General features: G+C 55.8%; 22 protein-coding genes and 1 other annotated feature. Of the genes, 14 read left to right on the top strand and 8 right to left on the bottom strand.

From position 1 onward, the window contains the following. The first annotated feature begins 308 nt into the window (after positions 1-308). From thrS to selO, 14 genes are all read left to right on the top strand, one after another. A complete protein-coding gene (gene thrS / locus AM329_RS07985) occupies positions 309-2,237 on the top strand; it encodes a threonine--tRNA ligase (protein ID WP_003857814.1) in 1,929 nt (642 codons plus the stop codon). Positions 2,238-2,240: 3 nt separating this feature from the next. Beyond that, positions 2,241-2,783 (top strand): translation initiation factor IF-3, encoded by a 543-nt coding sequence (gene infC / locus AM329_RS07980; protein ID WP_023616141.1) that lies wholly within the window; start codon positions 2,241-2,243, stop codon positions 2,781-2,783. A 97-nt stretch (positions 2,784-2,880) separates the two neighbouring features. Beyond that, the gene (rpmI, locus tag AM329_RS07975; protein ID WP_001124225.1) at positions 2,881-3,078 is read left to right on the top strand and encodes a 50S ribosomal protein L35; all 198 of its coding nucleotides are present in this window, start codon (positions 2,881-2,883) and stop codon (positions 3,076-3,078) included. A gap of 50 nt (positions 3,079-3,128) precedes the next feature. Beyond that, entirely contained in the window at positions 3,129-3,485 is a 357-nt protein-coding gene (gene rplT, locus AM329_RS07970) for a 50S ribosomal protein L20 (protein ID WP_000124850.1), read from the top strand. Positions 3,486-3,602: 117 nt separating this feature from the next. Beyond that, positions 3,603-3,727: a sequence feature (Phe leader region), on the top strand. Next, positions 3,608-3,652, top strand: coding sequence for a pheST operon leader peptide PheM (gene pheM, locus AM329_RS25870; protein ID WP_001386830.1), 45 nt, complete (start codon positions 3,608-3,610; stop codon positions 3,650-3,652). It overlaps the preceding feature by 45 nt. A 62-nt stretch (positions 3,728-3,789) precedes the next feature. Then, entirely contained in the window at positions 3,790-4,773 is a 984-nt protein-coding gene (pheS, locus tag AM329_RS07960) for a phenylalanine--tRNA ligase subunit alpha (RefSeq protein WP_003857809.1), read from the top strand. A gap of 15 nt (positions 4,774-4,788) precedes the next feature. Then, positions 4,789-7,176 carry a phenylalanine--tRNA ligase subunit beta gene (pheT, locus tag AM329_RS07955; protein WP_022650903.1) on the top strand — a complete coding sequence of 796 codons (2,388 nt, stop codon included), beginning with the start codon at positions 4,789-4,791 and terminating at the stop codon, positions 7,174-7,176. 4 nt (positions 7,177-7,180) lie between these two features. Further along, a complete protein-coding gene (ihfA, locus tag AM329_RS07950; protein ID WP_003857805.1) occupies positions 7,181-7,480 on the top strand; it encodes an integration host factor subunit alpha in 300 nt (99 codons plus the stop codon). A 103-nt stretch (positions 7,481-7,583) separates the two neighbouring features. After that, complete coding sequence (gene btuC / locus AM329_RS07945) at positions 7,584-8,564, top strand: vitamin B12 ABC transporter permease BtuC (protein WP_032609032.1); 981 nt, start codon at positions 7,584-7,586, stop codon at positions 8,562-8,564. Positions 8,565-8,597: 33 nt separating this feature from the next. Beyond that, entirely contained in the window at positions 8,598-9,149 is a 552-nt protein-coding gene (locus tag AM329_RS07940; RefSeq protein WP_022650905.1) for a glutathione peroxidase, read from the top strand. Then, the gene (btuD, locus tag AM329_RS07935; protein ID WP_022650906.1) at positions 9,149-9,904 is read left to right on the top strand and encodes a vitamin B12 ABC transporter ATP-binding protein BtuD; all 756 of its coding nucleotides are present in this window, start codon (positions 9,149-9,151) and stop codon (positions 9,902-9,904) included. Before AM329_RS07940 ends, btuD begins: the two co-directional genes overlap by 1 nt. 72 nt (positions 9,905-9,976) lie before the next feature. Continuing rightward, positions 9,977-10,441 (top strand): NlpC/P60 family protein, encoded by a 465-nt coding sequence (locus AM329_RS07930; RefSeq protein WP_015570730.1) that lies wholly within the window; start codon positions 9,977-9,979, stop codon positions 10,439-10,441. A 293-nt stretch (positions 10,442-10,734) separates the two neighbouring features. Beyond that, positions 10,735-11,448, top strand: coding sequence for an EAL domain-containing protein (locus AM329_RS07925; protein WP_032609033.1), 714 nt, complete (start codon positions 10,735-10,737; stop codon positions 11,446-11,448). Between the two features lie 61 nt (positions 11,449-11,509). Continuing rightward, positions 11,510-12,952 (top strand): protein adenylyltransferase SelO, encoded by a 1,443-nt coding sequence (gene selO, locus AM329_RS07920; protein WP_032609034.1) that lies wholly within the window; start codon positions 11,510-11,512, stop codon positions 12,950-12,952. On the opposite strand, the gene AM329_RS07915 is transcribed toward selO, so the two are convergent. From AM329_RS07915 to ppsR, 8 genes are all read right to left on the bottom strand, one after another. Next, on the bottom strand, positions 12,949-13,728 hold the full coding sequence (locus AM329_RS07915) for a heme ABC transporter ATP-binding protein (protein ID WP_032609035.1): 780 nt from the start codon (positions 13,726-13,728) through the stop codon (positions 12,949-12,951). The genes selO and AM329_RS07915 overlap by 4 nt on opposite strands. After that, positions 13,721-14,713 carry an iron ABC transporter permease gene (locus tag AM329_RS07910; RefSeq protein ID WP_032609036.1) on the bottom strand — a complete coding sequence of 331 codons (993 nt, stop codon included), beginning with the start codon at positions 14,711-14,713 and terminating at the stop codon, positions 13,721-13,723. The genes AM329_RS07915 and AM329_RS07910 overlap by 8 nt, the downstream gene beginning before the upstream one ends. Continuing rightward, positions 14,713-15,531: a hemin ABC transporter substrate-binding protein gene (locus tag AM329_RS07905; protein ID WP_032609037.1), complete on the bottom strand. Its 819-nt coding sequence runs from the start codon at positions 15,529-15,531 to the stop codon at positions 14,713-14,715. The genes AM329_RS07910 and AM329_RS07905 overlap by 1 nt, the downstream gene beginning before the upstream one ends. Beyond that, positions 15,528-16,556, bottom strand: a complete 1,029-nt coding sequence (chuS, locus tag AM329_RS07900) for a hematinate-forming heme oxygenase ChuS (RefSeq protein WP_032610202.1) — start codon at positions 16,554-16,556, stop codon at positions 15,528-15,530. The genes AM329_RS07905 and chuS overlap by 4 nt, the downstream gene beginning before the upstream one ends. Positions 16,557-16,591: 35 nt before the next feature. Then, positions 16,592-18,574, bottom strand: coding sequence for a TonB-dependent hemoglobin/transferrin/lactoferrin family receptor (locus AM329_RS07895; protein ID WP_032609038.1), 1,983 nt, complete (start codon positions 18,572-18,574; stop codon positions 16,592-16,594). A 76-nt stretch (positions 18,575-18,650) separates the two neighbouring features. After that, the gene (hemP, locus tag AM329_RS07890; RefSeq protein ID WP_015570723.1) at positions 18,651-18,839 is read right to left on the bottom strand and encodes a hemin uptake protein HemP; all 189 of its coding nucleotides are present in this window, start codon (positions 18,837-18,839) and stop codon (positions 18,651-18,653) included. Positions 18,840-19,050: 211 nt separating this feature from the next. Next, a complete protein-coding gene (aroH, locus tag AM329_RS07885; RefSeq protein ID WP_032609039.1) occupies positions 19,051-20,097 on the bottom strand; it encodes a 3-deoxy-7-phosphoheptulonate synthase AroH in 1,047 nt (348 codons plus the stop codon). 150 nt (positions 20,098-20,247) lie between these two features. Further along, the gene (gene ppsR / locus AM329_RS07880) at positions 20,248-21,081 is read right to left on the bottom strand and encodes a posphoenolpyruvate synthetase regulatory kinase/phosphorylase PpsR (protein WP_017384644.1); all 834 of its coding nucleotides are present in this window, start codon (positions 21,079-21,081) and stop codon (positions 20,248-20,250) included. Positions 21,082-21,204 lie beyond the last annotated feature (123 nt).

Raw genomic sequence — 21,204 nt, 5'->3', positions numbered from 1 at the left:
GTTTAAGGACCAGATCAAGAATAGCTCAGCACTTTCGGATTGCGAGCACCCGTCAACAAAAGTTCATTAATGCAGACAACAGGATGTGCGGTTCAAAACGGTCGCAGGAAGGTGCATTCGCCCTGTCAATAGTGTTACCATTACGTCGCCTGTCGTAAACCCGCATTATTCTGAAATCGGCCGGTGAATGATGACGAACCAATTTGACGATTGTTGGTCAGATGGTTTCGTAATCTACTGTTTAATCACGATTATTTTCTTTGTATATGCTCTTATGTGTGGGGCATCACTGCAAATAAGGATATAAAATGCCTGTAATTACTCTTCCTGATGGCAGCCAACGCCATTTCGACCACGCTGTTAGCCCAATGGATGTTGCCCTGGATATCGGTCCTGGACTTGCAAAAGCAACCATTGCAGGCCGCGTAAACGGCGAGCTGGTAGACGCGTCCGATCTGATTGAAAGCGATGCAACGCTTGCGATCATCACCGCGAAAGACGAAGAAGGTCTGGAGATCATTCGTCACTCCTGCGCGCACCTGTTAGGCCATGCTATCAAGCAGCTGTGGCCAAACACCAAAATGGCGATCGGCCCGGTTATCGACAACGGTTTCTACTACGACGTTGACCTTGACCACACCCTGACCCAGGAAGATATCGACGCGCTCGAAAAACGTATGCACGAGCTCGCCGAAACTAACTATGACGTCATTAAGAAGAAAGTCAGCTGGCACGAAGCGCGTGAAACCTTCGTGAAGCGCGGCGAGAGCTACAAAGTCTCGATTCTTGATGAAAACATCGCTCATGATGACAAGCCAGGCTTGTACCATCACCAGGAATACGTCGACATGTGCCGTGGTCCGCACGTGCCGAATATGCGCTTCTGTCATCACTTCAAACTGATGAAAATCGCAGGCGCTTACTGGCGTGGCGATAGCAACAACAAGATGTTGCAGCGTATCTATGGTACCGCGTGGGCCGATAAGAAAGCCCTGAACGCATACCTGCAACGCCTGGAAGAGGCGGCTAAGCGTGACCACCGTAAAATCGGTAAGCAGCTTGACCTGTATCATATGCAGGAAGAAGCGCCGGGGATGGTGTTCTGGCATAACGACGGCTGGACTATCTTCCGTGAACTGGAAACGTTCGTGCGCTCCAAGCTGAAAGAGTACCAGTATCAGGAAGTGAAGGGCCCGTTCATGATGGACCGTGTGCTGTGGGAAAAAACCGGCCACTGGGACAACTACAAAGATGCGATGTTCACCACTTCGTCTGAGAACCGTGAATACTGCATCAAGCCAATGAACTGCCCGGGCCACGTTCAGATCTTCAACCAGGGTCTGAAATCCTACCGCGATCTGCCGCTGCGTATGGCGGAGTTCGGTAGCTGCCACCGTAACGAGCCATCAGGTGCGCTGCACGGTCTGATGCGTGTTCGTGGCTTTACTCAGGATGATGCGCATATCTTCTGTACTGAAGATCAGGTCCGTGAAGAAGTTAACGCCTGTATTCGTATGGTCTACGATATGTACAGCACCTTTGGCTTCGAGAAGATCGTGGTCAAACTCTCAACGCGTCCGGAAAAACGTATCGGCAGCGATGAGACATGGGATCGCGCAGAGGCGGATCTCGCCGTAGCGCTGGAAGAGAACGGTATTCCGTTCGAATACCAGCTGGGCGAGGGCGCATTCTACGGTCCGAAAATTGAATTTACCCTTTATGACTGCCTCGATCGCGCATGGCAGTGCGGAACGGTACAGCTGGACTTCTCCCTGCCGCAGCGTTTAAGCGCCTCTTATGTTGGCGAAGACAACGAGCGTCAGGTGCCGGTTATGATTCACCGTGCGATTCTCGGTTCACTGGAGCGCTTCATCGGCATCCTGACCGAAGAGTTCGCAGGCTTCTTCCCAACCTGGCTTGCGCCGGTGCAGGTCGTGGTGATGAACATTACCGATTCTCAGGCGGATTACGTTAAAGAATTGACGCAGAAACTACAAAATGCGGGCATTCGCGTAAAAGCAGACTTGAGAAATGAGAAGATTGGCTTTAAAATCCGCGAGCACACTTTACGTCGTGTCCCGTATATGTTGGTCTGTGGTGATAAAGAGGTGGAAGCAGGCAAAGTTGCCGTTCGCACCCGCCGTGGTAAAGACCTGGGGAGCCTGGACGTAAGTGAAGTGATTGAGAAGCTGCAACAAGAGATTCGCAGCCGCAGTCTTCAACAACTGGAGGAATAAGGTATTAAAGGCGGAAAACGAGTTCAAACGGCACGTCCGAATCGTATCAATGGCGAGATTCGCGCCCAGGAAGTTCGCTTAACAGGTCTGGAAGGCGAGCAGCTGGGGATTGTGAGTCTGAGAGAAGCGATCGAAAAGGCTGAAGAAGCTGGAGTAGATTTAGTTGAAATCAGCCCTAACGCCGAACCGCCAGTTTGTCGTATCATGGACTACGGCAAGTTCCTTTATGAAAAGAGTAAGTCTTCTAAGGAACAGAAGAAGAAGCAAAAAGTTATCCAGGTTAAGGAAATCAAATTCCGTCCTGGTACCGACGATGGCGATTATCAGGTAAAACTCCGCAGCCTGATTCGCTTTCTGGAAGATGGCGATAAGGCCAAGATCACGCTGCGTTTCCGCGGTCGTGAGATGGCCCACCAACAGATTGGTATGGAAGTGCTTAACCGCGTCCGTGACGATCTGAGTGAACTGGCAGTAGTCGAATCCTTCCCTACGAAGATCGAAGGCCGCCAGATGATCATGGTGCTCGCTCCTAAGAAGAAACAGTAAGGCCTTCAAGCAGCAAAATCTGTGGAGCCTTCGGGTTTCATAGGTTTTGTTCGCCTATGTTTCGTTTATTTAACAATGCGAAGTGGAAGTTATTAAAATGCCAAAAATTAAGACCGTACGCGGTGCTGCTAAGCGCTTCAAAAAAACCGGTAAAGGTGGTTTTAAGCACAAGCACGCTAACCTGCGTCACATTCTGACTAAGAAAGCTACCAAGCGTAAACGTCACCTGCGTCCAAAAGCCATGGTTTCTAAAGGCGATCTGGGCCTGGTCATCGCGTGCCTGCCGTACGCATAAGTCGTTAACGTTTAACTTTTTTAACTTAGAATAGATACAGGAGAGCACACATGGCTCGCGTAAAACGTGGTGTAATTGCACGTGCACGTCACAAGAAAATTTTGAAACAAGCTAAAGGCTACTACGGTGCGCGTTCACGCGTATACCGCGTTGCCTTCCAGGCTGTTATCAAAGCAGGTCAGTACGCTTACCGTGACCGTCGTCAGCGTAAGCGTCAGTTCCGTCAACTGTGGATTGCGCGTATCAACGCAGCAGCACGTCAGAACGGTATTTCTTACAGCAAATTCATCAACGGCCTGAAAAAAGCCTCTGTTGAAATCGACCGTAAGATCCTGGCTGACATCGCAGTATTTGACAAAGTAGCGTTCACCGCTCTGGTCGAAAAAGCGAAAGCAGCACTGGCATAAGCCAGTTGAGAGAGGGGGCTTTGCCTCCTCTTTTCATTTAACACCATCAGAAGATTGACATTTATCCGTGCAGGCTTTTCAATAAGGTCTTAACGGTTTTTACCCTACAAGGTAACGCAAGCATGAATGCTGCTATTTTCCGCTTCTTCTTTTACTTTAGCACCTGACTTCAGGAGGCTAGCGCGTGAAAGATGAAACGAAAAACAGCGCCAGATAAGCCTCCCGATGGAGGCTTTTTTTGTGCCTGAAGTTAAGAGAATACGTCCAACAATTCGGTGTCTGCACCGACATAATGAGGAAAACCATGTCACATCTCGCAGAGCTGGTTGCCAGTGCAACGGCCGCCATTAACCAGGCCTCAGATGTTGCCGCGTTAGACAATGTCCGCGTCGAATATCTGGGCAAGAAAGGGCATTTGACCCTTCAGATGACTACCCTGCGTGAACTGCCAGCAGAGGAGCGCCCGGCAGCCGGTGCAGTGATTAACGAAGCCAAAGAGCAGGTACAGCAGGCGCTGAACGCGCGTAAAGCCGAGCTGGAAAGCGCAGTACTGAATGCGCGTCTGGCGGCAGAAACGATTGACGTTTCTCTGCCGGGTCGTCGTATCGAAAACGGCGGTCTGCATCCGGTTACCCGTACTATCGATCGTATTGAAAGTTTCTTCGGTGAGCTCGGCTTTACCGTGGCGACTGGCCCGGAAATTGAAGATGATTACCATAACTTCGATGCCCTCAACATTCCTGGCCATCATCCGGCACGTGCTGACCACGACACTTTCTGGTTTGACGCTACCCGTCTGCTGCGTACCCAGACTTCCGGCGTTCAGATCCGTACCATGAAGGAACAGGAACCGCCTATCCGCATCATCGCGCCGGGTCGCGTATACCGTAACGACTACGATCAGACCCACACCCCAATGTTCCACCAGATGGAAGGTCTGATTGTTGATAAAAACATCAGCTTCACCAACCTGAAAGGCACGCTGCACGATTTCCTGAACAACTTTTTTGAGGAAGATTTGCAGGTTCGCTTCCGTCCGTCCTACTTCCCGTTCACCGAACCGTCTGCGGAAGTTGACGTGATGGGTAAAAACGGTAAATGGCTGGAAGTGCTGGGCTGCGGCATGGTGCATCCAAACGTGCTGCGCAACGTGGGTATCGATCCAGAAGTGTATTCCGGCTTTGCGTTCGGTATGGGCATGGAGCGTCTGACCATGCTGCGCTACGGCGTAACCGATTTACGTGCGTTCTTCGAAAACGATCTGCGTTTCCTCAAACAGTTTAAATAAGGGCAGGACAGAACAATGAAATTCAGTGAACTGTGGTTACGCGAATGGGTGAACACCACGCTGGACAGCGACGCGCTTTCCAACCAGATCACCATGGCGGGTCTGGAAGTTGATGGTGTAGAGCCGGTTTCTGGCGCCTTCACCGGCGTGGTCGTGGGCGAAGTTGTTGAATGCGGTCAGCACCCTAACGCTGACAAACTGCGCGTAACAAAAGTCAATGTGGGCGGTGATCGTCTGCTGGATATCGTCTGCGGTGCGCCAAACTGCCGTCAGGGCCTGAAAGTGGCCGTGGCGACCGTCGGTGCGGTACTGCCGGGCGATTTCAAAATCAAAGCGGCTAAGCTGCGCGGTGAGCCGTCTGAAGGTATGCTGTGCTCCTTCTCCGAACTGGGTATTTCCGACGATCACTCCGGCATTATTGAACTGCCGCAGGATGCGCCAGTCGGTACCGATATCCGCGAATACCTGAAGCTTGATGACAACACCATCGAAATCAGCGTAACGCCAAACCGTGCCGACTGCTTAGGCATCATCGGTGTGGCCCGCGACGTGGCCGTGCTAAACCAGACCGAACTGAACGTGCCGGAGATCGCGCCGGTTGAGGCAACCATCAGTGACGTGCTGCCGATTCAGGTAGACGCGCCTGAGGCCTGCCCACGCTACCTCGGTCGTGTGGTGAAAGGTATTAACGTTAAAGCGCCAACCCCGCTGTGGATGAAAGAGAAACTGCGTCGCTGCGGTATCCGTTCTATCGACGCCGTGGTTGACGTCACCAACTATGTTCTGCTGGAGCTCGGCCAGCCAATGCACGCCTTTGATAAAGATCGTATCGAAGGTGGGATCGTCGTGCGCATGGCGAAAGAGGGCGAAACCCTGGTTCTGCTGGACGGCAGCGAAGCGAAACTGAACGCCGACACCCTGGTGATTGCCGATCACAACAAAGCGCTGGCGATGGGCGGTATCTTCGGCGGCGAGCACTCTGGCGTTAACGACGAGACGCAAAACGTCCTGCTGGAATGCGCGTTCTTCAGCCCGCTCTCCATCACTGGCCGCGCACGCCGTCACGGTCTGCACACTGATGCTTCTCATCGCTACGAGCGTGGCGTGGATCCTGCGCTGCAATACAAAGCGATGGAGCGTGCAACTCGCCTGCTGATCGATATCTGCGGCGGTGAAGCGGGTCCGGTAATTGATGTGACCAACGAAGCGACACTGCCGAAGCGTGCGACCATTACCCTGCGCCGCAGTAAGCTGGATCGCCTGATTGGTCACCACGTTGCCGATGCGCAGGTGACCGACATTCTGACGCGCCTGGGCTGCGAAGTCACAGAAGGTCAGGACGAGTGGAAAGCCGTTGCGCCATCCTGGCGTTTCGACATGGAGATCGAAGAAGATCTGGTGGAAGAAGTGGCCCGCGTTTACGGCTACAACAACATCCCTGACGAGCCGGTGCAGGCGGGTCTGGTGATGGGCAGCCATCGCGAGGCCGATCTGTCTCTGAAGCGTGTGAAAACCATGCTGAACGACAAAGGCTACCAGGAAGTGATCACCTACAGCTTCGTTGATCCTAAGCTGCAACAGCTGATCCACCCGGGTCAGGAAGCGCTGATCCTGCCAAGTCCGATTTCCAGCGAGATGTCAGCGATGCGTCTGTCCCTGTGGACGGGACTGCTGGGCACTATCGTTTATAACCAGAACCGTCAGCAAAACCGCGTGCGTATTTTCGAAAGCGGTTTGCGCTTTGTACCGGATACTCAGGCGAATTTAGGCATCCGTCAGGATCTCATGCTGGCCGGCGCCATCAGCGGTAACCGCTATGAAGAGCATTGGGACCTGGCAAAAGGGACGGTTGATTTCTACGATATGAAGGGCGATCTGGAAGCAATTCTCGATCTGACCGGTAAATTATCCGAAATTGAATTCCGCGCAGAAGCGATTCCAGCCCTGCATCCGGGTCAGAGTGCGGCGATCTATTTAGACGGCAAACGTGTTGGTTTCATTGGGGTTGTTCACCCGGAACTGGAACGTAAGCTGGATCTGAATGGCCGTACCATCGTATTCGAACTGGAGTGGAACCCGGTTGCAGACCGCGTCATTCCTCAGGCGCAGGACGTCTCACGCTTCCCGGCAAACCGCCGTGATATCGCGGTTGTGGTCGCTGAAAATGTGCCCGCAGCAGATATTTTGGCCGAATGTAAGAAAGTTGGCGTAAATCAGGTAGTTGGCGTAAACTTATTTGACGTGTACCGCGGCAAGGGCGTAGCAGAAGGTTTCAAGAGCCTCGCTATTAGCCTTATCCTTCAGGATACCAGCCGTACACTCGAAGAAGAGGAGATTGCCGCTACCGTCGCCAAATGTGTAGAGGCATTAAAAGAGCGATTCCAGGCATCATTGAGGGATTGAACCTATGGCGCTTACAAAAGCTGAAATGTCAGAATATCTGTTTGATAAGCTTGGGCTTAGCAAACGGGATGCCAAAGAGCTGGTAGAGCTGTTTTTCGAAGAGATCCGTCGTGCTCTGGAAAATGGTGAGCAGGTTAAACTCTCCGGTTTTGGCAATTTTGATTTGCGAGACAAAAACCAACGTCCGGGCCGTAACCCGAAGACGGGGGAAGATATTCCCATTACAGCCCGCCGCGTGGTGACCTTCAGACCCGGACAGAAGTTAAAAAGCCGTGTCGAAAACGCAACGCCCAAAGCAGAGTAATATGAACTAACTAAAAAGGCCGCTCACGCGGCCTTTTTTCTTTGCGCTATTTGCAAAACCCGCCGTAAAATCAATGATATCTCAACCGGATAACCTATCGTCTATGCTTGATCTTGCCCGTCTTCAGCACCGCTCCGATCTCCGCCGCCTGTGTCTGCTCGGGGTGCTGTTGATTGTCGCCACCACCGTCAGCCTGTGCGCGGGCGATCGGTGGCTGGGGCCGGAAAGCTGGTTTACGCCTGAAGGGCAGCTCTTTGTCTGGCAGATCCGCCTGCCGCGGACGCTGGCTGTCCTTTTGGTCGGCGCTGCGCTGGCGCTGTGCGGTACGATCATGCAGGCATTATTTGAAAACCCTCTGGCGGAACCCGGGCTTCTCGGGGTCTCGAATGGTGCAGGCGTCGGGCTTATCGCCGCCGTGATGCTGGGGGGAGGCGAGCTCTCCGCCTGGGGGATTAGCCTCAGCGCCATCCTTGGCGCGCTGTTGATAACCCTTATCCTTCTGCGCTTTGCTCGTCGCCATTTATCCACCAGCCGGCTGCTGCTTGCCGGGGTAGCGTTGGGGATCATCTGTAGTGCGCTGATGACCTGGGCCGTCTACTTCTCCACCTCCTTCGATCTGCGCCAGTTAATGTACTGGATGATGGGGGGATTTGGTGGCGTCGACTGGCGTCAGGGGTGGCTGATGGTGCTCCTGATCCCGGCTATCCTGTGGATGGTTTTCCAGGCGCAGCCGCTGAATATTCTCGCGCTGGGCGAAACGTCTGCTCGCCAGCTCGGGATGCCGATTGGATTCTGGCGCAACGTGCTGGTTATCGCCATCGGCTGGATGGTGGGCGTAAGCGTGGCGCTGGCGGGGGCGATTGGCTTTATTGGGCTGGTGATCCCGCATATGCTGCGTCTGTGCGGCATGACGGACCACCGAACCCTGCTCCCGGCCTCGGCGGTTGCCGGGGCGGCAACGCTGCTGGTTGCCGATATCATCGCCCGACTCGCCCTGACGGCCGCTGAGTTGCCCATAGGCGTGGTGACCGCAACGCTGGGCGCGCCGGTCTTTATCTGGCTACTATTAAAAGCTGGACGTTAAAACACAACCTGTAAGTCAACCTGAGGGAATGCTATGCAGTCTGATATTCTGAATACCGAAGTGACGACCATTGACGGCGAGAAAACCACGCTGGAAGGCTACAAGGGCAAGGTGCTGCTCATCGTGAACGTGGCGTCGAAATGTGGCCTTACGCCGCAGTATGAACAGCTGGAAAACATTCATAAAGCCTGGGAAAAAGACGGCTTTACCGTACTCGGCTTCCCGTGCAACCAGTTCCTGGGCCAGGAGCCGGGCAGCGAAGAGGAAATTAAGACCTTTTGCAGCACAACCTATGGCGTGACGTTCCCGATGTTCAGCAAAATTGACGTGAACGGGGAAAATCGTCATCCGCTGTATGCCAAACTGGTGGCCGCGGCGCCGACCGCCGTTGCGCCTGAAGAGAGTGGTTTCTATGAGCGTATGGCGAGTAAAGGCCGCGCGCCGCTCTATCCGGACGATATTCTGTGGAACTTCGAAAAATTCCTGATTGGACGTGACGGTCAGGTCGTGCAGCGTTTTTCGCCTGACATGACGCCGGAAGATCCTATCGTGATGGAATCAATCAAGCTGGCGCTGGCGAAATAATGACGCTGCTGATGCAGCTCACGGACGTTGCCGGGAAGGGACGTCTTGAGCCTGTGACTGCCGCAGTCAACGCAGGTGAAATCCTTCACCTGGTTGGGCCAAACGGCGCCGGAAAAAGCACGCTGCTGGCTCGCATGGCGGGGCTGACCACCGGGGAAGGAGAGATAACCTTTCTCGGGCAATCGCTCGTCGACTGGCTACCCGCTACACTTGCCTCCCGTCGAAGCTACCTGGTTCAGCAGCAGGTTCCGCCCTTTGCGATGCCCGTCTGGCACTACCTGACGCTGCATCTGTCTGATAAAAATCAGGTGGGCTTGCTCAACGAGGTTGCTGCGGCGCTCGGGTTAGACGATAAGCTCACCCGGCAGGCAAATCAGCTTTCCGGCGGCGAGTGGCAGCGCGTGCGTCTGGCCGCCGTTATCCTTCAGATCCATCCGGCGGGAAATCCTCACGGGCGGATGCTGCTGCTGGACGAGCCGATGAGCGGGCTGGACGTTGCCCAACAGGCAGCGCTGGATACCCTGCTCAGCGCGCTATGTCGCAAGGGGATCGCCATTGTGATGAGCAGCCATGATTTAAACCATACGTTGCGCCACGCGCATCGGGTGTGGTTGCTGGCGCGTGGCAAACTGATTGCCAGCGGAACGCGCGACAACGTGCTGACGGCCGCCAATCTTGCGAGCGCTTACCACATGTCGTTCCGGAGGCTGGATATTGAAGGCCACAAGATGCTCATTTCCACGGCGCAGGAATAACCTTTCTTGCACAGTCGCATAGATGCACGCTAAATTACCGAAAGAACAAAAAAAGCAGAGGATTCGTCTGAAATGCGATTCTGGTTTCTCCTTGTTGCGGCGCTATTTCTTGCAGGATGCAGCAGCCATCGTGCACCTCCGCCCAACCCACGGCTTTCCGATTCCATTACGGTCATTGCCAGCCTGAACGATCAGCTCAGCAACTGGCGCGGCACCCCTTATCGCTACGGCGGCATGAGCCGGGGCGGGGTGGATTGCTCAGGATTCGTGCTGATGACCTTCCGCGATAAATTTGACCTCCAGCTTCCGCGAGAAACGCGTATGCAGGCGAAAATCGGCACTGAAATTGATAAAGACGAACTCCTGCCCGGCGATCTGGTCTTTTTTAAAACGGGCTCCGGTGAAAGCGGCCTTCATGTCGGCATTTATGACACCGATAATCAGTTCATTCATGCCTCGACCAGCCGTGGCGTGATGCGCTCCTCTCTGGATAATGTTTACTGGCGTAAAAACTTCTGGCAGGCCAGACGTATTTAACCGCTGCATAAGAATGTAGTGCGGAGGGCCTGGCGGTGAAAATAGACGTCAGGCTTTTCTTACGGGTTGATTAAAGTTAAATTTTTTGCCCAATTATTTATGGCGGCATGTGCCTGTTTTATCTAAAACTGGCTATTATTCAATAACCAGGATAAAATTAATTAAGATTCAGGGAAAAATCTGAAAATTAATACGGAAAGAATGAAATTAATCTTATTAAAATCAAGACAGTGGAATTGTGCCTGCAATTGCTCCAGGATGTTCTCTCTCATCTTTAATGCAGGACAAGCGCGATGATTATTACGCTAGATAATGCTTACCAGTCTGAACTTTTACTCCTTCCGGCGCGTGATAGTGCAGGTTTGCTTAAAGGTTTAGAGATTTTGGTTAACTTTACTGGCGTGGGTGCGGACGTACGGATCCCGACTGAACTGGTTATCCCCCATCTTTCTCAGGAAGATGAATTAGCGCTGTTTCAGGAGAAACTACAATTACTCGATACCTGTAAGCTATTTTTTATTCAGCATCAGTTAATTGCATGGATCAATATTACACCTGCAATTGTTGAGTTTTTATTAACTAATGAGAACGCTGTTTCAATCCTTGAACGATATCCGTTTCTTGAGTTTACTGTTAATGAGAACTATCCAGGTTTAAATAACGGGAAAGACGATCCCTGTCTGGCAAGAATGGCGATCCATTTCCCCTTAGTGCTGGCTAACTTCGGTGCAGGGGCTGCGTCCCTTAAGCCGGTTTATGATGGTCTGTTCAAACGGGTGGTTCTGGATAAAAACTTTATCCAGCAGCGTGTCTCGGCACTCTCGTTTGAGCCTTTTATGCGCGCTATTCTCTGGCAGATCGCGCCGCACTGTCAGTCGGTCATGGTCTCGGGAATTGACGATCACGGCATCTTACAACGCGTGCTGTCATTCAATTTTGGTGCAATGCAGGGAAGCCTGTGGCCTGCCGTCCCGGCAGAGCGGGTCACGACTCTCGTACAGCAATAACCCCTTTCTTCGCCCGTGTTTACGTCCAGGGAAACCCTCTACACTTAAAGCAGGAGGACTTATGACCCTGTCTTTTACTGCTCACTGGCACGATGAATTACCCGGCTTTTACACCGCGCTTAAGCCAACGCCTTTACAAAACGCGCGTCTTATCTGGCATAACGATGCATTAGCGGATTCGCTTGGCATCCCTTCGACGCTTTTTCAGCCAGAAAAAAGCGCCGGCGTCTGGGGCGGCGAAACGCTGCTTCCGGGCATGAAGCCGCTGGCTCAGGTCTACAGCGGACATCAGTTTGGCGTCTGGGCGGGACAGCTCGGCGATGGCCGCGGTATCCTGCTGGGTGAACAAGTTCTGCCGAATGGCGAAACGCTCGACTGGCACCTGAAAGGGGCAGGGCTAACCCCATACTCACGCATGGGAGATGGCCGCGCGGTGCTGCGTTCAACCATACGTGAAGGTCTGGCTTCCGAGGCGATGCACGCTCTGGGGATCCCTACCTCACGTGCGCTGTCCATTGTCACCAGCGACACGCCGGTGGCCCGCGAAACGATGGAGCAGGGAGCGATGCTGGTCCGCGTGGCGGAAAGCCATCTGCGTTTCGGTCATTTTGAACACTTCTACTATCGCCGCGAGCCGGATAAAGTCCGCCAGCTTGCCGATTACGCTCTTCGTCGTCACTGGCCGCACCTGCAAAACGAGCCGGACCGCTATGTTCTCTGGTTCCGTGATATTGTTGCGCGCACCGCCGCAATGATTGCCCGCTGGCAGGCCGTCGGCTTTGCCCATGGGGTGATGAACACCGACAACATGTCCCTGTTAGGGCTGACGTTTGACTACGGTCCGTACGGCTTCCTTGATGACTATCAGCCGGGTTACATCTGTAACCATTCGGACTATCAGGGGCGTTACCGTTTCGACAACCAGCCTGCGGTGGGGCTGTGGAACCTTCAGCGGCTTGCACAAAGCCTGTCGCCGTTTATCGACGTCGATGCCCTGAACGATGCGCTGGACAGCTATCAGGAGATCCTGCTGCGGGAATACGGTGTGTTAATGCGCACCAGGCTGGGGCTGATGACGCAGGAAAAAGGCGATAACGCGCTGCTGAATGGGCTGTTTGCCATCATGGCGCGTGAAGGCAGCGACTATACCCGAACCTTCCGTATGCTGAGCCAGACCGCGCAGCAGAGCGCCGCGTCACCGCTGCGCGACGAGTTCGTCGATCGACAGGCGTTTGATGACTGGTTTGCCGCTTACCGGGCGCGTTTACAGCAGGAACAAATTGATGACTATACCCGCCAGGCGCGGATGAAGGCGGTTAACCCGGCGATGGTATTGCGCAACTGGCTGGCGCAGCGGGCCATTGAGCAGGCAGAGCAGGGGGACTATACCGAGCTGCATCGGCTACATATCGCCCTGCGCACGCCGTTTGCCGACCGGGAGGATGACTATGTCAGCCGCCCGCCGGACTGGGGCAAGCGGCTGGAAGTGAGCTGCTCAAGCTAAGGGGCGAGAAAAACCTGCGGCGCGGCGTGCGCCGGATGTCTGCCGACGTGCACCTGCGCACCGTACCAGCGTGCCAGCGCGTCGGCCTGCAAAACCGTCTCCGGTATGCCCTGAGAAACAATCCTGCCGTTGTGTAACAGCAGGATCCGGTCCGACCATAATGCGGCAAGATTGAGATCGTGCAGCACCACGCAGGCGTGAAGATGGCCCTGACGGGTCAGCGATTTCAACAGGCGCAGCAGATGCTGCTGGTGGTAGAGATCCAGCGCGGAAGTGGGTTCGTCGAGAAACAGCCAGCCGCGTGGCGTTCCGTCACGCCACAGCTGCGCCAGCGCGCGAGCGAGCTGGACGCGCTGTTGCTCGCCCCCCGAGAGGGCATGATAGCGCCTGCCGGCCAGCGGCAGGCAACCGGCCAGCTGCAACACCTCACGCACAATTGACGGTTCCGGGTGACGCGTCCAGGGCGCACGCCCCATTCCAACGATCTCCTCCACCTGCCAGTCAAATCCAGGCTGAGATTGCTGGCGCATCACCGCCCGATAGCGCGACAGCGTCTGCGGATGCCATTCATCCAACGCTTTTCCCGCCAGCGAACAGCCTCCGCTGTCGGGTTTCAGATAGCCGGTCAGCAGCCGCAGCAGCGTGGATTTCCCCGCGCCGTTGGGGCCGATCAATGTAACCAGCTCTCCCTGCGACAGTGACAGCGAAACGTTATCTGTCAGCGTGCGGCCAGACCGGGTAAAAGTCAGATTTTCAGCCGTATAACGTTCAGCCATGCTGTTCTCCACGACGAAAAATGAGCCATAAGAACCAAGGAGCGCCAAGGATACTGGTGAGCAGGCCGACCGGCATTTCTGCCGGGGCGACCAGGGTGCGCGCGACCGTATCCGCCACCAGCAGCAGTAACGCGCCCGCGAGTACCGTGCCGGGGAGGGTTGCCCGGTGATCGGCGCCCAACCACATGCGCATCAGGTGCGGCACCACGAGTCCGACAAAGCCAATCACGCCGCTGACGGCGACAGCCGCAGCGACCAGCAGGGCGCTGCATAACAGTAATATTCGCTGTACAAGGGCAACGTCCACGCCAAGGTAATGCGCTTCCTCTTCACCCAGTTGCAGTAAATTTAACGCACTGGCACAGCGCCAGATCGCCAGAGCGGCAGGCACCATCAGCGAGGTCACGGCGAGCAGCGTGGACCACTGAGCCTGACCAAGACTTCCCATTCCCCAGAGTGAAAGCTGACGCAGCTGGGCGTCATTGCTGACCCACGAAAGCACACCCACTGCCGCACCGCACAGAGCATTGATGGCGATACCCACCAGCAACAGACGTGACAGAGAGGTGTCATGCTGCTTGCTGAGCAGGAAGATCACGCCTGTGGCTGCCAGCGCCCCAAGAAATGCCGCCAGCATAGGGGCGTAAAGCATCACCAGCGCGGGCAGCGCGAGCGGGAGCACAACCCACAGGGCGACGGCCAGCGCCGCACCGCTGCTGATCCCGAGCAGGCCCGGGTCGGCAAGCGGATTGCGGAACAGCCCCTGCATGACGCAGCCGGCGAGCGCCAGCGACCCGCCAATCACCAGCGCCAGCAGCACGCGGGGCAGACGGATGGTGAGCCAGATATGGCGTAGCGTCTCATCGCTGCCGCTCCACAGCACGTTCACCGGCAGGCGTAACGCCCCAAAACCGGTAGCCATGATCGTCATGACGGTAAGCGACCCCGCCAGAAGCCATAACGATAACGTGATGCGCCGGGACATCAGGGCAGTTGCTCCGCTCTGGCACGCAGCTGTTGTATGGCTTTCGGCGTGCGGACGCTGAAGCCCAGCAGGGCCATGTCATCAATAGCCAGCACCTGCTTGCTTCGTCCCGCTGGCGTTTGCGCCAGACCGGGCAGTTTCCACAGATTTTCTTCGCCGCCCAGCGCGTTAAGGCCCTCCTGCGAAATCACCACCAGATCCGGCTGGCTGGCCATCACCCCCTCCTGGGAAAGCGGCTGATAGCGGGTAAAGCCCTGCATGGCGTTCTGCAACCCGGCGGCGCGTATTGCCGCATCCGCGCCGGTCTGTTGCCCGGCCGCCATTGCGGTCATTCCGCCGTGGCTGAGGATAAACAGCACCCGCTTGTTGAGCGGCATTGAGGGCAGTGCCGCCAGCGCCTGACGCAGCGAGCTGCGCAGGGTTTCCCCTTGCGCCTCATGATGCGTCGCCTGAGCTATCACCCGTACTTTTTCGTCAATCGCGCGCAGGTCAGGCGTGCCGGGAACGGTAACCACCCGGACGTGGCTCTGTTCAACCTGCTTCAGCGCCAGAGAGGGCTGCGCCTGGTCGCTTGCCAGCACCAGCGTCGGGCGTACGGACAAAATCCCCTCCGCATTCAGCTGGCGAAGATACCCTACGTCAGGCAGCGCGTTTGTCGCCTGCGGCCACTGGCTGGTACTGTCGCGCGCAACCAGAGAAGACTCCGCGCCGAGGGCGTAGACGATCTCCGTCACGTCGCCGCCGAGGGCGACAATTCTCTCCGGCGCGGCGACGGCAACCAGCGGCAGGGCACAGAGCAGGGCAAACCAGTTTTTCATGCCGCCAGCCCTTCCGGCGTCAGGGCGTCAATCTGGCGACGCCACCGGCTCTGCTCAGGCTCGCCTTCGGTACGCTGCCCATAGAGCTGGGCGATCTGAGTGCCATCCGCAGCAAACAGCTCCAGGCTGGTAACGTGTCCGTCCGCCGTAGGTTTACGCGTTACCCACGTCTCGGCGATAGTCTCCTCCAGCAGATGCAGGGTAAAGGTTGGGTTGAAGATGTTCAGCCAGCCTTTCATGGGCGTCAGTTTTTCCACCACACCGGTGAAAATCTGCACGCAGCCGCGGTTGCCGACGAAGATCATGATTTCGTTTCTGTCCTGTCGCGCCGTCTCCAGCAGCTGTGCCAGCGCGCTGTTATCCACCTTACAGGCCAGATCGTCACTCACCAGACGAAACGCCTGCTGGCGGCTCAGGTTATGGCGCTTCAGTAAGCTAAAGAACTGATGCACGTCGGTCATGGCGCGCCACTCTTTCTCCACCGAGCCTGCATCAGCACCGTCGGAATGCGCAGGGGCCTCGACAGCCTTTAGCGCCAGAGCGGGGTTATCGGCAATGATAAAACGGGTCAGCACGTCGCCCCAGGCGGCAACGTCGGTGTGATCCGTGGTGTAGACCTTAAGTAAAGCGTCGCCCTGATGATCGAAGAACTGAATGCTCTGACGTTCGCCGCGGGAGGTCGTTTCACTTATGTGAAACGCGCTCGCCCACTGGTTGAGGAACAAACGCAGATCCAGCGCACGCGGATTTAGCACCAGCCCGGCGTGGCCGCCGAGGTGCTGGTTAGTAAACGCTCCGATCTGTTCATGAACGGCGTATTCGTTACGGCAGATGCATTTGGTTTCCCCCACCGACTCCAGCGCCGCCAGAATCTCACGGATTTCACCGCGCAGCCGCCAGGCGTCGTGTCCAACACGCGCAAATGCCAGCTCTGCTTCGCTGATGTGCATTAATCCGGCGATATCACGGGCGTACTTACCCGGATGTTCTTCTTTAAGCTCAAGCCAGCGTGTGTAGTGACCCATAATCTTATCCTTCTGAATCGTTGCCCCGAAGGGAATTACCATTGATAACTGACGAAGATCTTGCCGTTGCGGCCATCCTGCGGGATGCCCTGCGGTGACCAGTAGGCTTTGTCGAAGGCGTTCCCCAGCACGAGGGTGGTGGTGATGCCTTTGAACTGCTGCTGACCTTTATAGCTGACGTAGAAATCATTCACTGCGTAGCCAGGCTGCTCGCTGTAGCTGCTGCTGATGTGCGTTGAACGTTCGACGAAGGTGCCGATCCAGCCCACGGAGAATCCGCTTTGCGCCACCGGGATATCCAGCTTGCTGGTGACGGTGTCCGGGTTGATGCTGGAGATGTATTCGCCCGTGTCGGTATCTTTCCCGCGCGTGCGGTTGTAGGCCACGTCCAGGTTGAACAGGCTGGTCGCGTAGGTTGCCATCATGTCCCAGCCCCAGATTTTGGCATTTGGTACGTTATAGGACATGGTGGTGGCCGCCGCAAAATCGACGGTAGTGGAGATGTAATCTTTCGCTTTGGTGTCGAAGTAGCTGGCTTTGAACTCCAGCGCGTCGTTGGCGAGCAGCAGATCGTCAAAACGTAGCCCAAAACCGAACTCCTGGGTTTCGTTAGTTTCCGGACGCAGGTTCGGGTTCGGCACCCAGTAGTTGGTGTAGAAGCTGCCGATAGAGAAGTGCTTCGAGTCGTTATACATCTCGCCCATCGTTGGCGCGCGGAAGGCCTGGGCGTAAGAGCCGAACAGCATCAGCCAGTCGGCTGGACTCACGGTTAACCCGGCGCGTGATGACCACTTATCCGCATCCACGTCATCGTAACCGCTGCTGCTGCCGCGGTAGTTGTCGTAACGCGTCCCGCCGAGAAGCGTTACCGGCAGGTCGCGCAGGGTAATCTCATCCTGCAACCAGCCGGAGCTGAAGTCGATTTTAGCGTCCGGGAAGCCGGTGGTCGCGCCGCCAGGGTGTTGCTCCTGACGATAGTATTCCCCGCCGTAGGTCAGCAGGTGCGAGGCGAAGGAGTCGCTGAACAGGCGGGTGCGGTTTTCGACTTTTCCGCCTTTGGTGGTCTGCTTACGGAACTCGCCGCTGGCGTCGATGTTCTGGGCGTTGATCCTCGCTTCGGACCAGTAAATTTTCGCATCGGCGTTGAGCCAGTTGTTTCCGGCTGGCGCAATGCGGTAGCCAAGCTGGGCATCGCGCTGAATGGTGGAACGATCGGTCATCGGGTTACTGCTGCTGGCATCCGTGGTCTGCGGATTTTTCGGCTCCTGCGCGTCGTTGTTGTAGTAGCGCAGGGAGCCGCTCAGCGTCTGCGCCGGATCGATTTTCCAGCTGCCTTTCGCCAGCATATTGTTGATGGATTCGTCGTTTGGCGCCCTCGCGCCGTCACTCTGGCGAATGTCGCCGCGATCGCGGCTGGACCATGAGACCAGGCCGTCCAGGGTATCGGTGCGGCCATAGGCGCTGGCGCCCATCCCGATGCTGTGATCGCCCGTTGCACCGGTAGCAAATACGCGATAGCCGCTGTTTTTACCTGCATCCAGCAGATCGCTGGCGTCGACGGTGTCATACGAAATTACGCCGCCCAGCGCGCCGCTGCCGTACAGCAAGGCGGAAGGGCCGCGCACCACTTCGATACGTTTGATCAGCGCCGGATCGAGGAACGTGCTGTTCAGGTGTCCGGTATCGGTGCCCTGGCGCACGCCATCCACCAGCACCAGCACGCCACGGCGGTCATAGCCACGGAGGTTAACGTCCTGACCGTTGGTGCGCCCGGTGCCGTCCAGCGTCAGACCTGGCACCTTGCGCAGCAGGTCGGCAGCGGAGCTGGCGGTCTGGTTTTCCGGCGCGGTGGCGTCAATCACGCTCACCATCATGGGGGCTTCAAAGGCGCTGCGGGCATTGCCGGTGGCGGTGACGGTGATCTCGTCTGCAGCGGCAAACGTAACGCCCGGCAGGGTGCTGACAATCGCCAGCGCCAGAAGAGACGGGCGTAAAGACGCGGATTGCAGGTGTGGCATAGCAACTCTCCATAAGAATTGAAAAGCGCTGGCTGCCTGGGGATCACCTGGGTGGCTGGCGAATGTGTTGTCTGGTTTATTTAGTCAGGATCAGTTTTCCGGCATTGGTCTGGCGCAGCAGGTAGTGCTGGCCGTCATGCTCGATAATGACCCGTCCCTCCTCACCCAACAGGCTTTTACTGTCGATTCGGCGATCGGTGGGAGCAGGGGACGGCGCTGTGTGTGTTTTTGTTGGCGTTGCCGCGCTGTTATCGGTCGGTGACATAATGTTTATAAATAACAATCAATGTAACAATGATAATCATTATCAATAAACTGCAAATTCACAGCAAGCGTTTTTGTGAAAATTGTATGACGGGATCAAATTTGGGGGAGAGATGCGGTCTGACGCCCTCACCCCGACCCTATCCCACGGGGAGAGGGAGAAGGGCACGAATCGTAGGCCGGGTAATGCAAAGCCGCTACCCGGCAAGGGGTTAGAAGCGCGAATCTACCGCAGACGCCAGCATCTCCAGCAGCCGTTCGCTGTCTTCCCAGCTCAGGCACGGGTCGGTGATTGACTGGCCGTAGACCATTTGCTGTCCGGCGACGATCTTCTGCGTGCCTTCTTTGATAAAACTCTCCGCCATAATTCCTGCAATGGCGGTCGAGCCGCTGCGGATCTGCTGGCAAACTTCCTCGCAGACGTCTAGCTGGCGGCGGTGCTGTTTCTGACAATTGCCGTGGCTGAAATCCACCACCAGATGCTCGGGCAGGTCAAATTCCGCCAGCGTTTCGCAAGCGGCGGCAATATCTTCTGCATGGTAATTCGGTTTTTTACCGCCACGCATAATGATATGTCCGAACGGGTTGCCGCTGGTCTGGTAGATGGTCATCTGGCCGTTTTTATCCGGGGAGAGGAACATATGGCTGGCGCGTGACGCGCGGATGGCATCTACGGCAATTCGGGTATTACCGTCCGTTCCGTTTTTGAAGCCCACCGGACAGGAGAGCGCCGACGCCATTTCACGGTGGATCTGACTTTCGGTGGTACGCGCGCCAATCGCGCCCCAGCTTATGAGGTCGGCAATAAACTGTCCGGTCACCATATCCAGAAATTCGGTGGCAGTCGGCACGCCCAGCTCGTTAACCTGTAACAGCAGCTTGCGCGCCAGCGCAATACCGTGATTCACCCGGTAGCTACCGTTCAGATCCGGATCGGAAATCAATCCTTTCCAGCCCACGACGGTACGCGGCTTTTCAAAGTAGGTACGCATCACGATCTCCAGGCGATCCTGATACCTGCCGCGCAGCGTCTGAAGGCGTTGTGCATAATCCATTGCCGCGTCCAGGTCGTGGATGGAGCAGGGGCCAATCACCACCAGAAGACGTTTGTCTTCACCATTGAGAATTTTTTCGATGCGGCGACGGGAGGCCGTCACATGGTCCGCCACCTCGGCGGAAACGGGATGCAGCCGGGCCAGTTCAGCCGGTGTGACCAGGCTATCAATGCGCGCGGTGCGCAGTTCGTCGGTTTTGTTCATGGAATGTCTCAGAAATTTTTTGCTTCATCGGCAGACTACCGGGAAGTGATGGGCATCACCTTAAACCAATCCCTGCTGATTTCAAGTTCGGGGCACGTCGCCCCGAGGATGGCATGATAATAACTGAAACTGGATTAATGTACTAGCATATTAGTACATGCGGCGATTTAGCCCCATGATATCGAGGATCTTGGTGGCAATTTCTTCTACTGAATAGTTGGTACTGTTCAGCCAGGGAATTTGATTTTTCCGGTACAGCGCTTCGACTTCAGAGACTTCCATTCGGCACTGGCGCATCGAGGCGTAGCGGCTGTTCTCGCGACGTTCTTCGCGGATCGCCGCCAGTCGTTCCGGGTTGATAGTCAGCCCAAACAGCTTATGCTGGAGCGGCTTGAGCGCGGCGGGCAGCACCAGGTTATCCATATCATCGGCAATAAAGGGGTAGTTGGCGGCGCGGATGCCAAACTGCATTGCCAGGTATAGGCTGGTGGGAGTTTTACCGCAGCGCGACACGCCGAGCAAAATCACCTGCGCCTGGTCGAGATTGCGCAGCGAGATCCCGTCGTCGTGCGCCAGGGTGTAGTCAATAGCGGCAATACGCGCATCGTATTTGGTCAGGTTACCGGGGTTCAGCCCGTGGGTACGGTGGGCGATCGGCGTCGGGTCGAGCTTCAGTTCGCTTTGCAAGGGGGCAACCAGCGCCTGCACGATGTCCTGACAGAAGCCCTCGCTTTGCAGAATGATATTGCGGATCTCAGGGATCACAATGGAATAGAACACCAGCGGACGAACGCCGGTCTGCTGGTAAATAGCGTCGATCTGGTCCTTGACCGCTTTGGCCCGGCTCTCATTTTCCACGAACGGCAGCGTGATGCTGTTTATCGATACCGGAAACTGCGACATCACCGCGTGTCCCAGCACCTCGGCGGTAATCGCCGTCCCATCAGAAATATAAAAAACGTGGCGATCGACAGCATTATCCATTTTATCCACCCTGAATAGCGTACGTAATTGCCTGAAAGCATAAATTAAAAAAGTTAATTTCACAGCAAAGAACTTATCTGAATTTAAAATGAAATGGTGTTTTTGATTTTCCTGAAAAGTGGA

The sequence above is a fragment of the Enterobacter cloacae complex sp. AR_0002 genome (assembly GCF_001922365.1).
GTDB classification, from domain to species: Bacteria; Pseudomonadota; Gammaproteobacteria; order Enterobacterales; family Enterobacteriaceae; genus Enterobacter; species Enterobacter hormaechei_C.
Note: the sequence above shows the minus strand (reverse complement) of the source record. Positions and strands in the feature narration are given on the sequence as shown.